18 protein-coding genes and 2 pseudogenes are annotated in these 11,843 nt (G+C 32.5%); all 20 read left to right on the plus strand.

What is annotated here, in order from left to right; translation table 11 throughout:
- The first annotated feature begins 17 nt into the window (after window positions 1-17).
- Window positions 18-934 (plus strand): annotated as a pseudogene (locus NMU03_RS11460) (ATP phosphoribosyltransferase regulatory subunit).
- Window positions 931-1,557 (plus strand): ATP phosphoribosyltransferase, encoded by a 627-nt coding sequence (gene hisG, locus NMU03_RS11465; protein WP_290138495.1) that lies wholly within the window; start codon window positions 931-933, stop codon window positions 1,555-1,557. The pseudogene NMU03_RS11460 and the gene hisG overlap by 4 nt, the downstream one beginning before the upstream one ends.
- The gene (gene hisD, locus NMU03_RS11470; RefSeq protein WP_290138497.1) at window positions 1,551-2,852 is read left to right on the plus strand and encodes a histidinol dehydrogenase; all 1,302 of its coding nucleotides are present in this window, start codon (window positions 1,551-1,553) and stop codon (window positions 2,850-2,852) included. The genes hisG and hisD overlap by 7 nt, the downstream gene beginning before the upstream one ends.
- On the plus strand, window positions 2,852-3,439 hold the full coding sequence (gene hisB / locus NMU03_RS11475; RefSeq protein WP_290138499.1) for an imidazoleglycerol-phosphate dehydratase HisB: 588 nt from the start codon (window positions 2,852-2,854) through the stop codon (window positions 3,437-3,439). The genes hisD and hisB overlap by 1 nt, the downstream gene beginning before the upstream one ends.
- Before the next feature lies 1 nt (window position 3,440).
- Window positions 3,441-3,806: an imidazole glycerol phosphate synthase subunit HisH gene (gene hisH, locus NMU03_RS11480; protein ID WP_290138501.1), complete on the plus strand. Its 366-nt coding sequence runs from the start codon at window positions 3,441-3,443 to the stop codon at window positions 3,804-3,806.
- Window positions 3,788-4,045, plus strand: coding sequence for a glutamine amidotransferase-related protein (locus NMU03_RS11485; RefSeq protein ID WP_290138502.1), 258 nt, complete (start codon window positions 3,788-3,790; stop codon window positions 4,043-4,045). The genes hisH and NMU03_RS11485 overlap by 19 nt, the downstream gene beginning before the upstream one ends.
- On the plus strand, window positions 4,042-4,779 hold the full coding sequence (gene hisA / locus NMU03_RS11490; RefSeq protein WP_290138504.1) for a 1-(5-phosphoribosyl)-5-[(5-phosphoribosylamino)methylideneamino]imidazole-4-carboxamide isomerase: 738 nt from the start codon (window positions 4,042-4,044) through the stop codon (window positions 4,777-4,779). The genes NMU03_RS11485 and hisA overlap by 4 nt, the downstream gene beginning before the upstream one ends.
- Window positions 4,749-5,515 (plus strand): annotated as a pseudogene (gene hisF / locus NMU03_RS11495) (imidazole glycerol phosphate synthase subunit HisF). The gene hisA and the pseudogene hisF overlap by 31 nt, the downstream one beginning before the upstream one ends.
- A complete protein-coding gene (gene hisIE, locus NMU03_RS11500) occupies window positions 5,512-6,156 on the plus strand; it encodes a bifunctional phosphoribosyl-AMP cyclohydrolase/phosphoribosyl-ATP diphosphatase HisIE (RefSeq protein ID WP_290138506.1) in 645 nt (214 codons plus the stop codon). The pseudogene hisF and the gene hisIE overlap by 4 nt, the downstream one beginning before the upstream one ends.
- Before the next feature lie 347 nt (window positions 6,157-6,503).
- Window positions 6,504-7,775 (plus strand): transposase, encoded by a 1,272-nt coding sequence (locus NMU03_RS11505; protein ID WP_272595458.1) that lies wholly within the window; start codon window positions 6,504-6,506, stop codon window positions 7,773-7,775.
- A 264-nt stretch (window positions 7,776-8,039) separates the two neighbouring features.
- Window positions 8,040-8,177 carry a hypothetical protein gene (locus NMU03_RS11510; RefSeq protein ID WP_290138507.1) on the plus strand — a complete coding sequence of 46 codons (138 nt, stop codon included), beginning with the start codon at window positions 8,040-8,042 and terminating at the stop codon, window positions 8,175-8,177.
- Between the two features lie 67 nt (window positions 8,178-8,244).
- A complete protein-coding gene (locus tag NMU03_RS11515; RefSeq protein ID WP_290138508.1) occupies window positions 8,245-8,631 on the plus strand; it encodes a hypothetical protein in 387 nt (128 codons plus the stop codon).
- Window positions 8,632-8,822: 191 nt separating this feature from the next.
- Window positions 8,823-9,023, plus strand: coding sequence for a phosphoribosyl-ATP pyrophosphatase (locus NMU03_RS11520; RefSeq protein WP_290138510.1), 201 nt, complete (start codon window positions 8,823-8,825; stop codon window positions 9,021-9,023).
- Between the two features lie 91 nt (window positions 9,024-9,114).
- On the plus strand, window positions 9,115-9,609 hold the full coding sequence (locus NMU03_RS11525) for an NADH-quinone oxidoreductase subunit NuoE family protein (RefSeq protein WP_290138512.1): 495 nt from the start codon (window positions 9,115-9,117) through the stop codon (window positions 9,607-9,609).
- A complete protein-coding gene (locus NMU03_RS11530) occupies window positions 9,599-9,757 on the plus strand; it encodes a hypothetical protein (protein ID WP_290138514.1) in 159 nt (52 codons plus the stop codon). The genes NMU03_RS11525 and NMU03_RS11530 overlap by 11 nt, the downstream gene beginning before the upstream one ends.
- A gap of 14 nt (window positions 9,758-9,771) precedes the next feature.
- Window positions 9,772-9,951: a hypothetical protein gene (locus tag NMU03_RS11535; RefSeq protein WP_290138515.1), complete on the plus strand. Its 180-nt coding sequence runs from the start codon at window positions 9,772-9,774 to the stop codon at window positions 9,949-9,951.
- On the plus strand, window positions 9,948-10,355 hold the full coding sequence (locus NMU03_RS11540) for an ATP-binding protein (RefSeq protein ID WP_290138517.1): 408 nt from the start codon (window positions 9,948-9,950) through the stop codon (window positions 10,353-10,355). The genes NMU03_RS11535 and NMU03_RS11540 overlap by 4 nt, the downstream gene beginning before the upstream one ends.
- On the plus strand, window positions 10,352-10,924 hold the full coding sequence (locus NMU03_RS11545; RefSeq protein ID WP_290138519.1) for a [Fe-Fe] hydrogenase large subunit C-terminal domain-containing protein: 573 nt from the start codon (window positions 10,352-10,354) through the stop codon (window positions 10,922-10,924). The genes NMU03_RS11540 and NMU03_RS11545 overlap by 4 nt, the downstream gene beginning before the upstream one ends.
- 59 nt (window positions 10,925-10,983) lie before the next feature.
- On the plus strand, window positions 10,984-11,511 hold the full coding sequence (locus tag NMU03_RS11550) for a (Fe-S)-binding protein (protein WP_290138521.1): 528 nt from the start codon (window positions 10,984-10,986) through the stop codon (window positions 11,509-11,511).
- On the plus strand, window positions 11,480-11,842 hold the full coding sequence (locus tag NMU03_RS11555) for a hypothetical protein (RefSeq protein ID WP_290138523.1): 363 nt from the start codon (window positions 11,480-11,482) through the stop codon (window positions 11,840-11,842). The genes NMU03_RS11550 and NMU03_RS11555 overlap by 32 nt, the downstream gene beginning before the upstream one ends.
- Window position 11,843: the final 1 nt, after the last annotated feature.

Here is an 11,843-nt window from a genome sequence, read left to right on the forward strand (position 1 = left end):
AAAGTATTGATGCGATTATGGATAACGTATCGAAGTTAAGAGAGATTGAAAAAGATTTAAGAGCTATTTTTGTAGAACATGGTTATTTAGAAGTGTTAATGCCTTCTTTTGAATATGTTGATTTGTATAATGATATGGATATTGGCATAGATGAAGAAAAGATGTTTCAATATGTCAATTATGAAGGAAAGCGTGTTGCATTAAGAGTTGATTATACAGTGCCTTTAGCGAGATTGTATTGTTCACAAGATGAAAATGGTGAAAAAAGATATTGTTATTTTGGGAAAGTTTATCGTAAAGAAAAAGACATAAAGGTAGAAGCAGTGAGTTTTTTCAGGCTGGAATTGAATTGATTGGGAAATCTGGAATGTTTGGTGATTTAGAATGTTTGGAACTTGTTTTACAGACAATGAAATGTTTAAAGTTACAAAATATTCGTATTGAAATGGGTTCAGCCAAATTTTATAACCGTTTGGTAGAGATTGTTGATGATGAGCAATTTGTAGATATTTTAAAAAGACGTGATTTAAGTGCCATGAAAATATTTGTTGAAAGTCATGATTTTGATAAGAGTTTGCAAACTTTGCTTATGCATTTACCTCAGGCATTTGGTGATGTACAAGTTTTATATGATGTCAAAAATCAAATTCAAGATCAATTATTAAAAGAGGCCATTGAAGATATGATTCAATTATATGAAAAAATACCTGCCAAAGAGCTTTTGACTTTTGATTTGGCGATGACACCGATGATGAAATATTATACGGGTATCATGTTGAAAGGTTATTCTCCATATAGTGCGCAACCCATTATGAATGGTGGACGTTATGATCATTTGATGAATCGTTTTCATCGTAAAGTGCCAGCAATTGGGTTTAGTTATGATTTAAGTCATATTTTAAAAGCGTTAGAAAAAGAGGAGGAAGAGTCATGATTAAAATAGCCATTACAAAAGGACGTATTGAAAAACAAGTCTGTCAACTCTTATCAAAACAAGGTTTTGATATGGAACCCGTTATTCATAAAGATCGCGAGTTAATGATTGAAACCCAAGATGGTCTTTCAATGATTTTTGCGAAAGCTAATGATGTTTTAACCTTTTTAGAACACGGGATTGTTGATGTTGGTTTTGTTGGTAAAGATACTTTAGAAGATAGTGATTTTCAAGATTATTATGAAATGCTGGATTTAAATATTGGGAAATGTTATTTTGCGTTAGCCGCTTATCCTGAATATCGTGATAAAGTTTTTAAACGTCGTCAACGAATTGCTTCTAAATATACAAAAGTGGCGAAAGATTATTTTCATCAAAAACAACAGGATGTCGAAATTATTAAATTAGAAGGTTCGGTGGAACTTGGACCAGTTGTTGGGTTAAGTGATGCGATTGTGGATATTGTGGAAACTGGTTCAACCCTTAAAGCTAATGGTCTTGAAATTATTGAAAAGATTAGTGATGTATCAACGAAGATGATTGTTAATAAAGTGAGTTTAAAATTTAAAAAAGATGAGATATTTCATTTGATTCAAATGTTGAAGGAGGAAGAAGAATGTTAAAGGTATATGATGTACAAGGACAATTAAAAGATGTTGTGAAAAAGTTTTCAACACGTAAAACAGAGATTTCTAAACAAGTCAATGATACAGTGATGGAAATGATTGATAATGTTGAGAAAAATGGAGATCAGGCCATTATGAAATATTGTCGTCAATTAGATGGCTTTATGATTGAAAATCCACAAGACTTACTTGTTTCTAAACAAGAAATTTTAGATGGTGTGACAGCTGTTGGTAAAGATTTTATGCGTATTTTAGAACGTACCAAAGAACAGTTGACAGATTTCCACCAACATCAAGTTGATCGTTCATGGTCTATCTATAAAGAAAATGGTGTGATGATGGGGCAGGTTGTACGTGGTTTGGAAAAGGTGGCTTTATATGTACCAGGTGGTACAGCAACATATCCATCAACAGTTATGATGAACGCTATTCCAGCAAAATTGGCTGGTGTAAAAGAATTAATCATCATTACACCAGTGAAAGCCGATGGAAAAGTCAATCCTTCAATTTTGGCAGCGGCTTATGTCTGTGGTATTGAACGTATTTATAAAGTAGGAGGAGCTCATGGTGTAGCTGGTGTTGCGATAGGAACAAACACCTTACCAAAAGTCGATAAGATTGTTGGACCAGGAAATATTTACGTTGCGACGGCGAAAAAATGTTGTTATGGACGTGTGGATATTGATATGATTGCAGGACCAAGCGAAATCTTGATTGTTGCTGATGAAAAAGCCAATCCAAAATATATTGCGGCTGATTTAATGAGTCAGGCTGAACATGATGCTTTAGCCAGTGCGATTCTTGTTACAACATCTTTGTCTTTAGTCAAAAAAGTTAATGAAGAACTCAAAAGACAGATTCAAACATTATCAAGAGCGAAAATGATTGAAGAATCACTAACAAATTATGGTGGAGCTTTTTTAGTGAGTTCTATTGAAGAAGCTTTTCAAGTATCCAATGAATTTGCACCAGAACATTTAGAAGTGCTGGTAGATAATCCAATGAATACTTTGCCATTGATTTATAATGCGGGTTCTATCTTTTTAGGGGAATATACACCTGAACCATTGGGTGATTATATGTCAGGCACAAACCATGTGTTACCAACTGGTGGAACAGCTAAGTTTTATAGTGCTTTAGGGGTTTATGATTTTGTGAAATATTCATCTTATAGTTATTATCCAAAACAAGTTTTAAAGACTTTTAAAGATGATGTGATGACATTTGCGAAAAAAGAAGGATTAGATGCACATGCTAATAGTATTGGTGTGCGTTTTGAGGAGGAAGAATAATGCGACAGAGTCAAATCAAACGTCAAACGAATGAAACAACAATAGAAATGTCCATCAATCTTGATGGACAAGGACAAGCAACCATTGATACTGGTGTTGGTTTCATGGATCATATGTTAGAATTATTTGCTTTTCATAGTGGTATTGATTGTACCATTACGTGTATAGGTGATTTAAAAGTAGATAGTCATCATACTGTTGAAGATTTAGGAATTGTTTTAGGTGAATGTTTAAAAGAAGCATTGGGTGATAAAAAAGGTATTTATCGTTATGGACAAATGGCAATTCCAATGGATGAAACATTAGTCACCACAACCTTGGATTTGAGCGGGCGACCTTATCTTGTTTATCAGGCCAATTTACCTTGTCAGCAGTTAGGTAATTATGAAACAGAAATGACCAAAGAGTTTTTTAAGGCTGTTAGTGATCACGCATTGATGACTCTACATATCCAACAAAACTATGGTGAAAACACACATCATATTATTGAAGCTATGTTTAAAAGTTTTGCCAGAGCTTTAAAACAAGCTATTCGTATTGATGAAAACCATAAGGAACAGATTGTTTCTTCTAAAGGGGTTTTATAATATGATTGTGATTATTGATTATCATGTAGGGAATTTGATGAGTGTCCAAAATGCTTTGATGAAACTTAACATGGATGTTATCGTGAGTCGTGATCATGATGTTATTCGCCAAGCCAAAGGGATTGTTTTACCAGGTGTAGGAACTTTTCCGGTCGCTATGGAACATTTAAAACGATATGATTTGATTGATATTTTAAAAGAAAGACAACAGGCTGGGATTCCGATTTTAGGTATTTGTTTAGGAATGCAAATTCTATTTGAAAAAGGATATGAAGTCTATCCTACAAAAGGCTTAGGTTTTTTAAAGGGTGAAGTCAAACGTATGGAAGTTCAAGCAAAAATTCGCATATGGGATGGAATGAATTAAACATCACAACACAATATCCTTTAATGAAATATATTCATAACGGCGATTATGTGTATTTTGTCCATTCTTTTATGGCATATCCTAGTGATGATGAACTGATAGCCTATTGTGAGTATGGGCAAGAAAAAATTACCGCTGTTGTTGCGAAAGACAATGTCATGGGCTGTCAGTTTCATCCTGAAAAAAGTGGAGCCATTGGCAAGAAAATTTTATTAGCGTTTAAGGAGATGGTGCAATGATTATAATTCCAGCAATTGATTTAAAAAACGGTGAAGCTGTCCGTTTATATAAAGGTGATTACAAACAAAAAACAGTTTATAGTAGAACTCCAGAAACATTAGCTTTACAATTTCAAGACATGGGAGCTAAATATTTACATGTTGTGGATTTAGATGGAGCCAAAGAAGGTAACACAACCAATTTACAGACAATTCAAAAAATCCGTCAGACAATTACCATCCCTATGGAAGTTGGTGGTGGGATTCGTGATGAGAAAACTGTGTCATTATATCTTGATGAAATAGGTGTTAATCGTGTGATTTTAGGAACAGCAGCCATTGAAAATCCTGATTTTTTACAAGCTATGTTAAAACGATATGGATCAGAAAAGATTGTGGTTGGGGTGGATATTCAAAATGAATATGTGGCTACATCTGGATGGTTAGTGACAACCAAAGTGCATTACTTAGATTTTTTAAAAACACTAGAAACAATGGGTGTTCGTTATATTATTTGTACGGATATTTCTAAAGATGGCACATTACAGGGACCAACATTTTCCATTTATCAAAAGATTCAAGAAACAACATCTTTACAATGTATTGTATCAGGTGGTGTCAAAGATCAAGATGATATTCTAGAAGCTGCAAAACAAGGCTATCATGGATGTATTGTTGGAAAAGCTTATTATGAAGGAAAAGTGGATTTAAAAGAGGTGATAGGATGCTTGCCAAAAGAATCATCCCTTGTTTAGATATTAAAGATGGAAAAGTCGTTAAGGGTGTAAATTTTGTAGGATTAAAAGATGTTGGTGATCCTATTGAAATCGCTAAAAGATATGATGAACAATGTGCTGATGAAGTGGTTTTTTGGACATTACTGCCACTTATGAAAATCGTGATATTATTAAAGATTTAATTCAAAGAGCAGCCAGTGAACTTTCCATTCCTTTAACAGTTGGTGGTGGCATTCGTACACTTGATGATTTTCGTATGATTTTATCAAGTGGTGCTGATAAAGTTTCTGTTAACTCGGCTGCCATTCAAAATCCACAGTTAATTCAACAGGCATCGGATGAATTTGGAGTTCAATGTGTTGTTGTGGCTATAGACGCTAAAAAACGTGAAGACAATTCAGGTTATGATGTCTATATTGCTGGTGGTAGAAAAAATACGGGATTAGATTTGATTGAATGGGTCAAACAATGTGAAAGTTTAGGTGCTGGAGAAATTTTACTCACTTCAATGGATAAAGATGGCACAAGAGATGGCTTTGATATTGATATGTTAAATGCAGTGCTTGATGTTGTGTCGATTCCAGTCATTGCCAGTGGTGGCTGTGGAGATCAAAATGATATTGTTGAAGTTTTTGAAAAAACAAATTGTGATGGCGCATTAGCAGCTTCCTTGTTTCATTATCAGGAAGCCACGATAGATGATGTCAAAGCCTTATGTGCCAAACATCATATACCAGTAAGGAGGAACATATGAAACCAGATTTTCAAAAAGGAAATGGCTTAGTTCCAGCAATTGTCCAAGATTATCAGACAAATGCTGTATTAATGTTGGCTTATGTCAATGAAGAAGCCTATGAAAAGATGTTAGAAACGAAGGAAACTTATTTTTATTCACGATCACGTCAAGAATTATGGCATAAAGGAGAAACATCAGGTCATTTTCAATATATTCAAGGAATGTATTTAGATTGTGACAAAGATACTTTATTAATTATTGTTAAACAAATTGGGGTGGCTTGTCATACCGGTGCTTATTCATGTTTCTTTCATGAAATCATGCCTTATGTGACTTCTCGCAATATTTTCCATGAAGTCTATGATGTCATTGCTGATCGAAAGGAACATCCTGTTGAAAAATCATATACCAATTATTTATTAGATCAAGGTGTTGATAAGATTTGTAAAAAAGTTGGTGAAGAAGCCAGTGAAACAATTATTGCAGCAAAAAATCAAGATAAAGAAGAATTAATTGGTGAAATCAGTGATTTATTTTATCATGTACTTGTTTTGATGTATCAACAAGGAATTCAAGTAGAAGATATTGAAAGAAAGCTACAAGATAGACACCAAGTGACGGGAAATAAAAAAGATTTTCATCAACGTGGAGATTATTAGAATTTCTAATAATCTTTTTTTATTTATAAAGTAAATAAAAAGAGTGATATAAATGTAAAGAGTCTAAATCTTAATACAAAAAGAAAATGCAGATGTGATACTTATGATATAGCAAGAAATTGTTTTTTCATTAAATTTTTTATATTGTTAATAATTGTATATGCTGTTTCTTTTGATTCGAATGTGTTAGATCGATAGTGTTTAGTTTTTGAGTTTCGGTAAAAAAATAAAAAACAGGTAAAAAGTTATTCACAAATTGCCTGTTTTGCTTTATTTATAAGGAAAATCAGCCTCTTAAATGTTATAATAATTTTAGATCAATAAACAAAATTTAGGAGGGATTTTCCATGAGTTATTTTACCACAGATCTATATGAAACGAAAAGAGAAATTGTCAATTTTTCTAATAAATTATCAGACAGTCTTGATAAACCTGCTGCCAAGTTTGTCATGGACATGATGTTTGGTCTTGCAAGAAGTCAAAGTGTTCTACTTAGCGATATTGCCAGAGCTCTTGATGAAAATATCAAGCTCAATTATACAATTGACAGATTATCCAATCATTTGGCTCAATTTGATGATGAAGCAATGAACCAAATGAAATCCAATTATAATGATATGGTTATCAAGCATCTTAGCGAAGACAGGATCATTTTACTTGATAACAGTGAAATCATCAAAAAATATGGAAGAAAATTTGAAGATCTTTGTATGGTCAGGGATGCTTCCTCACTTAAGGATGACATTTATCCTGGATACCATGTATGTGAGGCAACTGCCCTCACACAGGATCAACATCATCCAATATCTTTGTATAGCCATATCTATTCAACTGAAAGTGAAGGATTCAGGTCAATGAACGATGAAACAATAAAGAGCATAAAATATGTCAAATCTCTCATTCCTGAAAGATGTACATTTGTATGTGACAGAGGATATGATGCCAATGTATTTTATGATTACTTCATAGATGAAAATCATAATGCAGATGATTTCATCATCAGACTCAAAGAAAATAGAACATTATTGTTTAAAGGGAAGCCAAAGAAAGTAGGAGAAATCGCCAAAAGAAGAAAAGGCAAGATTAAGATGAACATGTATTTTTCTAAGGAAGATAGTGAAGTCTATGTATCACATACGAGAGTGGAACTGCCATCACAAAAGGGAAGGATATTAAATCTAGTCATTGTGTATGGATTAAGTGAAGAAAAACCGATGATGCTTTTAACGAATAGAGAGATCAGGAATAAAAGAGATGTGCATAAGATAGTGAGGGCATATATGTCAAGGTGGCGAATCGAGGAGAAATTCAGATTCAAAAAGAATCAGTATGGTTTTGAAAATATAAGAGTAAGGACAATGAAATCAATAAATGTATTGAATACGATATTGATGATGCATATAGGGCATATAACACTGTTGGCAGAGAAAGTAGACAAGAAATTACTGGTCATAAAGATGATAGAGAGAAGCAAATCGCTTAAAGGAAAGAGATATTACTGGTGCTATCAGATCAGTAAAGGGATACAGGAAATATTAAAATATGCACAAAAGGGAATCAAGGAGTTTCAAAATATAAGAGAGAAGCAGGAATACAGGCAGCTACAACTGAAACTATAAAATGAACATATAGTAAATAATAAAAAAGGTCATGAAAATGACACTTTTTCAGCTACAATAAAAAGAGAACAAAAACAAAAAAGATGATATAGATAAGAAAACAAGGGTTATGACAATAAACAACAAGACATACCCTTCAAAAAAGAATGCAAAAAACCGAAAGTCAAAGTTTAGTTATATTGAAAAAAACAAAAAATATGTTACAATTCAGTTGCAAGTAAATATATATCATGAGTACCATAATATATTATGGAGGTGATAATTATGGCTACTGAAAGTTTTGAAAAAACTTTTATTGTCAATCATGAATCTGAAGAGTGCATGGAAAGAATTTTAAAAGAAACAAACCCTTTGATAATTAACAGAAAAAAAGTTGTAAACAAATTTCAAATGAAGAATTAATTGAGTTATTTAGGAAATGATAAAATTAGAGAAAACTGATTTTATTAAATTTAGCTTGAGTGATTTTTTGAATAAAATCGGAGAAGATGCTTTTAAAGAGCTTGTCTCCGATTTTTCTTGCCCATATGATAAGGATATTGAAGATTTTTTAATTCATAAAGCAATTCCATTTGAAAAAGCAGAATATCAGTCAAGTAGAACGTATTTAGTTGGGTTTGCTAATGATCAACAGCAATTTTCATTGTGTGGATATTATACTTTAAGCAATAAACCTTTTATTTTATCTGAAGAGTTAAGCAAATCGAAAAGAAAGAGTTTAACTGGAGGAAAGACAAATCAGGATGCGATTTCGGTTGTTTTAATTGGTCAATTATCTAAAAATTATAATAAAGCATTAAATTATACAATAGAGGGTTCTGATTTATTGGCTTTTGCATTAGAAACGATTTTTTAGGTATATAATTCAGTTGGCTTAGACTTGGTTTATCTTGAATGTAAAGATGCTCTTGCATTAAGAGATTTTTACAGTCGTAATCATTTTGAATTATATGTTAATTCAAAAAATGAGCCAATATATACTGGAAAGAATAGCAATCTTTTATGTTATATTGCTAAGTATAAAAACATAAAAATTTTTGAATAAAGATGACTCAAAATTATCTTGAGTCGTCTTTTTTATCTCATTTAAGAATTGATGATTTTGGTGAAATCAGTGATTTATTTTATCATGTACTTGTTTTGATGTATCAACAAGGAATTCAAGTAGAAGATATTGAAAGAAAGCTACAAGATAGACACCAAGTGACGGGAAATAAAAAAGACTTTCATCAACGTGGAGATTATTAGAATTTCTAATAATCTTTTTTGTAAAGAAATAAATTTCAAGCGCTTTCAAATTATGTTATAATATCTCTATAAAGATGAAAGGAGTATGTGTATGGGTGGTTTAAAACAAGAGTATTTAGATAAGATTGATGCGATTGTTGATAAGCATAAAGATCAAAGAGGTCCCATGAAATTAATGCTTCATGATATTCAAGATGAACTTGGATATATTCCTTTTGAAGCGATGCAAAAAATAGCAGAAACATTAAATGTTCCCGTTTCTAAGGTTTATGGTGTTGTGACTTTTTATTCACAGTTTACAACTGAACCTAAAGGAAAACATGTCATTTCTGTATGTTTAGGAACAGCTTGCTATGTTAACGGGGCACAAACAGTATTAGACTTACTTTGTGAAATGACGGAATGTGAAGTCAATTCAACAAGTGAAGATGGTCTATTTTCCATTGATGCGACACGTTGTGTAGGCGCTTGTGGGTTGGCACCAGTTGTGAGTGTGGATGGAACTGTTTTTGGCTGCAATAAGCAATTGGAAGATTTGAAAATGTTGATTCTTGATTATTTAAAGGAAGAGAGTCATGCTAGTTAAAGAAATTGTGGAAATTTTAAATGCAAAAGAAGTTTATATTGCTAATCAGGATATTTATGAAAAAAATTATGATAAGGCTTTTGCAACAGATTTGATGTCAGATGCTCTTGCTATGTTGAAAGATGAAGTTGAAGATCTTCTTTTTTAACTGGATTAGCTAATGTGCAATCTTTAAGAACAGCAGAAGTGTTAGATTTAGATACTATTTTTTTGGTCAGAGGAAAACCTATTGACATGAATATCATAGAAACTGCCAAAGAATTGCATATTAATCTTTTTCAAACAAATCAAACAATGTTTGAAGCTTGTGGAAAGCTTTATGGTAGAGGAATGAGAGAATGAAAAAAGTCTATCAAGTTGAAAAGGATAATTTTGAAGATGCAGGTAAGGCATCTACAGATATCAAGAGAACTTTAAAATCAATTGGGATTGATCGTAAAGTGTTAAAAGCAGTGGCAATTGCCTGTTATGAAGCCGAGATGAATATTGTGATTCATTCTGATGGTGGAACAGTGACATTTGATATTGATGATAATGGTGTGATTTCTTTAGCATTTGATGATGTTGGACCTGGTATTGAAGACCTTGAATTAGCACAGACACCAGGATATTCCACAGCTTCTCCTAAAGCACGTTCCTTAGGTTTTGGTGCAGGAATGGGTTTATATAATATGAAAAGTGTGTCATCTTCTTTTGACATTCATTCATCCCATGAAGGGACACATATTTATATGACATTTCAATGAAACCAGTCATTCATTTTTTAGGAGAAAACTGTAAAAACTGTATCAAATGTGTGAAATCATGTCCCACTGAAGCTATTTCTCTGATTAACGGAAAAGTTATGATAGATGATGCTCATTGTATCAATTGTCATGTCTGTGTTCAGTCCTGTGATTATAAACAGCTCAAAATTAGAGAAGTGAATCTGGAAAAAGCTTTTCAGGAGCATGAATATAATATTGCATTAATTCCCACATCTATATTGTCAGATTTTAAAGAGTTTAATGAATTAAAAGAATTTGTTTATGCGATTAAAAAGTTTCATTTTGATGAAGTCGTTCAATACAGTGATATAGAAGGAGAGCTTTATCATCAGGCAATGATTGATAGTTTGAAAGCTGATAAGGTGATGTTGACATCTTTTTGTCCAACTATTAATCGTCTGATTAAACGTGAATATCCAACTCTTTTGGATCATTTATTGCCTTATGATTATCCTGTTGAGATTGCTGCAAAACGTTTAAGAAAAAGTATCAGGACAAGGATATTGGTATTTTTTCACTTTGTGAATGTGTTGGAAAACTCACTCTAGCCAAAGAGCCTTTAGGGAAAATAGATTCACAAATTGATTATGCTTTAAGTATTTCACGTATGTTTCCACATTTTAATAAAAGAAAAGGGAAAGAAAAAGAGGAAATGGTTATCAATCGTGATGGTGTAAAAAGTAATGTGAGTGATTTGTTTGGTGATCATCAATTATCTATTATGAGTGTGGAAGGATTATCACAAATTCGAATGGTATTAGATTTAATTGAATTTGATCAATTAAAACATATTCGTTTAATTGCTTTATATCATTGTTATCAGGGGTGTATTGGTGGTTATTATCTATGGAACAATCCCTTTGAAGGACGTTATCATATTGAAAGTATGTTAGATCATTGTGAGGGAGAGCGTGTTCCCTTAGAATTAGAAGAATATTATAAAAAACGTCATATCAATGAACAGAAACAAACGTTTAAAGAACGTATGGCATGGTTTCAAAAAGTCAATGCGATTTTAGAAACATTACCACAATATGATTGTGGCAGCTGCGGTTTTGCTAATTGTCGAGGTTTAGCAATGCGTATTGCCAGTGGTGAAGTCGATGATTCATTGTGTCGTATTAAAAGAAGGTGAAAACATGAAATGCCAAGATTTATTAACATTATCCTTAAAACAAGTGAATGATGTTACATTGGATGGAGACATTGAAGATGTTTATATTGGTGATTTATTGAGTGAAGTCATGGCAAGTGGACAAGAAGGGATGTTGTGGTTGACGGTACAAAAGCATTTAAATGTGATTGCGATTGCTCATTTACATGATTTTGCTGGTATTGTTTTTGTACAGGACCATTATCCTGACGGAGATGCTATTGATAAAGCGACTGATTTACAAATCCCTTTATTTGTCAGTGATAAGGATGCCTTTACTTTAGCTAAAGAGCTTATCACTTTGGGGTTATAAA

Origin of the sequence: Allocoprobacillus halotolerans (assembly GCF_024399475.1) — a bacterium.
Taxonomy (GTDB): domain Bacteria; phylum Bacillota_I; class Bacilli_A; order Erysipelotrichales; family Coprobacillaceae; genus Allocoprobacillus; species Allocoprobacillus halotolerans.

What these genes read in the sequence shown, in the direction of transcription:
- hisA (WP_290138504.1), top strand. Translation starts at nt 4,042, where the DNA reads ATGATTATAATTCCAGCAATTGATTTAAAAAACGGTGAAGCTGTCCGT.
- NMU03_RS11545 (WP_290138519.1), top strand. Translation starts at nt 10,352, where the DNA reads ATGAAACCAGTCATTCATTTTTTAGGAGAAAACTGTAAAAACTGTATC.
- NMU03_RS11530 (WP_290138514.1), top strand. Translation starts at nt 9,599, where the DNA reads ATGCTAGTTAAAGAAATTGTGGAAATTTTAAATGCAAAAGAAGTTTAT.
- hisG (WP_290138495.1), top strand. Translation starts at nt 931, where the DNA reads ATGATTAAAATAGCCATTACAAAAGGACGTATTGAAAAACAAGTCTGT.
- NMU03_RS11540 (WP_290138517.1), top strand. Translation starts at nt 9,948, where the DNA reads ATGAAAAAAGTCTATCAAGTTGAAAAGGATAATTTTGAAGATGCAGGT.
- NMU03_RS11505 (WP_272595458.1), top strand. Translation starts at nt 6,504, where the DNA reads ATGAGTTATTTTACCACAGATCTATATGAAACGAAAAGAGAAATTGTC.
- hisH (WP_290138501.1), top strand. Translation starts at nt 3,441, where the DNA reads ATGATTGTGATTATTGATTATCATGTAGGGAATTTGATGAGTGTCCAA.
- hisIE (WP_290138506.1), top strand. Translation starts at nt 5,512, where the DNA reads ATGAAACCAGATTTTCAAAAAGGAAATGGCTTAGTTCCAGCAATTGTC.
- NMU03_RS11555 (WP_290138523.1), top strand. Translation starts at nt 11,480, where the DNA reads ATGATTCATTGTGTCGTATTAAAAGAAGGTGAAAACATGAAATGCCAA.
- NMU03_RS11550 (WP_290138521.1), top strand. Translation starts at nt 10,984, where the DNA reads ATGTTTCCACATTTTAATAAAAGAAAAGGGAAAGAAAAAGAGGAAATG.
- NMU03_RS11510 (WP_290138507.1), top strand. Translation starts at nt 8,040, where the DNA reads ATGGCTACTGAAAGTTTTGAAAAAACTTTTATTGTCAATCATGAATCT.
- NMU03_RS11520 (WP_290138510.1), top strand. Translation starts at nt 8,823, where the DNA reads ATGACTCAAAATTATCTTGAGTCGTCTTTTTTATCTCATTTAAGAATT.
- hisB (WP_290138499.1), top strand. Translation starts at nt 2,852, where the DNA reads ATGCGACAGAGTCAAATCAAACGTCAAACGAATGAAACAACAATAGAA.
- NMU03_RS11485 (WP_290138502.1), top strand. Translation starts at nt 3,788, where the DNA reads ATGGGATGGAATGAATTAAACATCACAACACAATATCCTTTAATGAAA.
- NMU03_RS11525 (WP_290138512.1), top strand. Translation starts at nt 9,115, where the DNA reads ATGGGTGGTTTAAAACAAGAGTATTTAGATAAGATTGATGCGATTGTT.
- hisD (WP_290138497.1), top strand. Translation starts at nt 1,551, where the DNA reads ATGTTAAAGGTATATGATGTACAAGGACAATTAAAAGATGTTGTGAAA.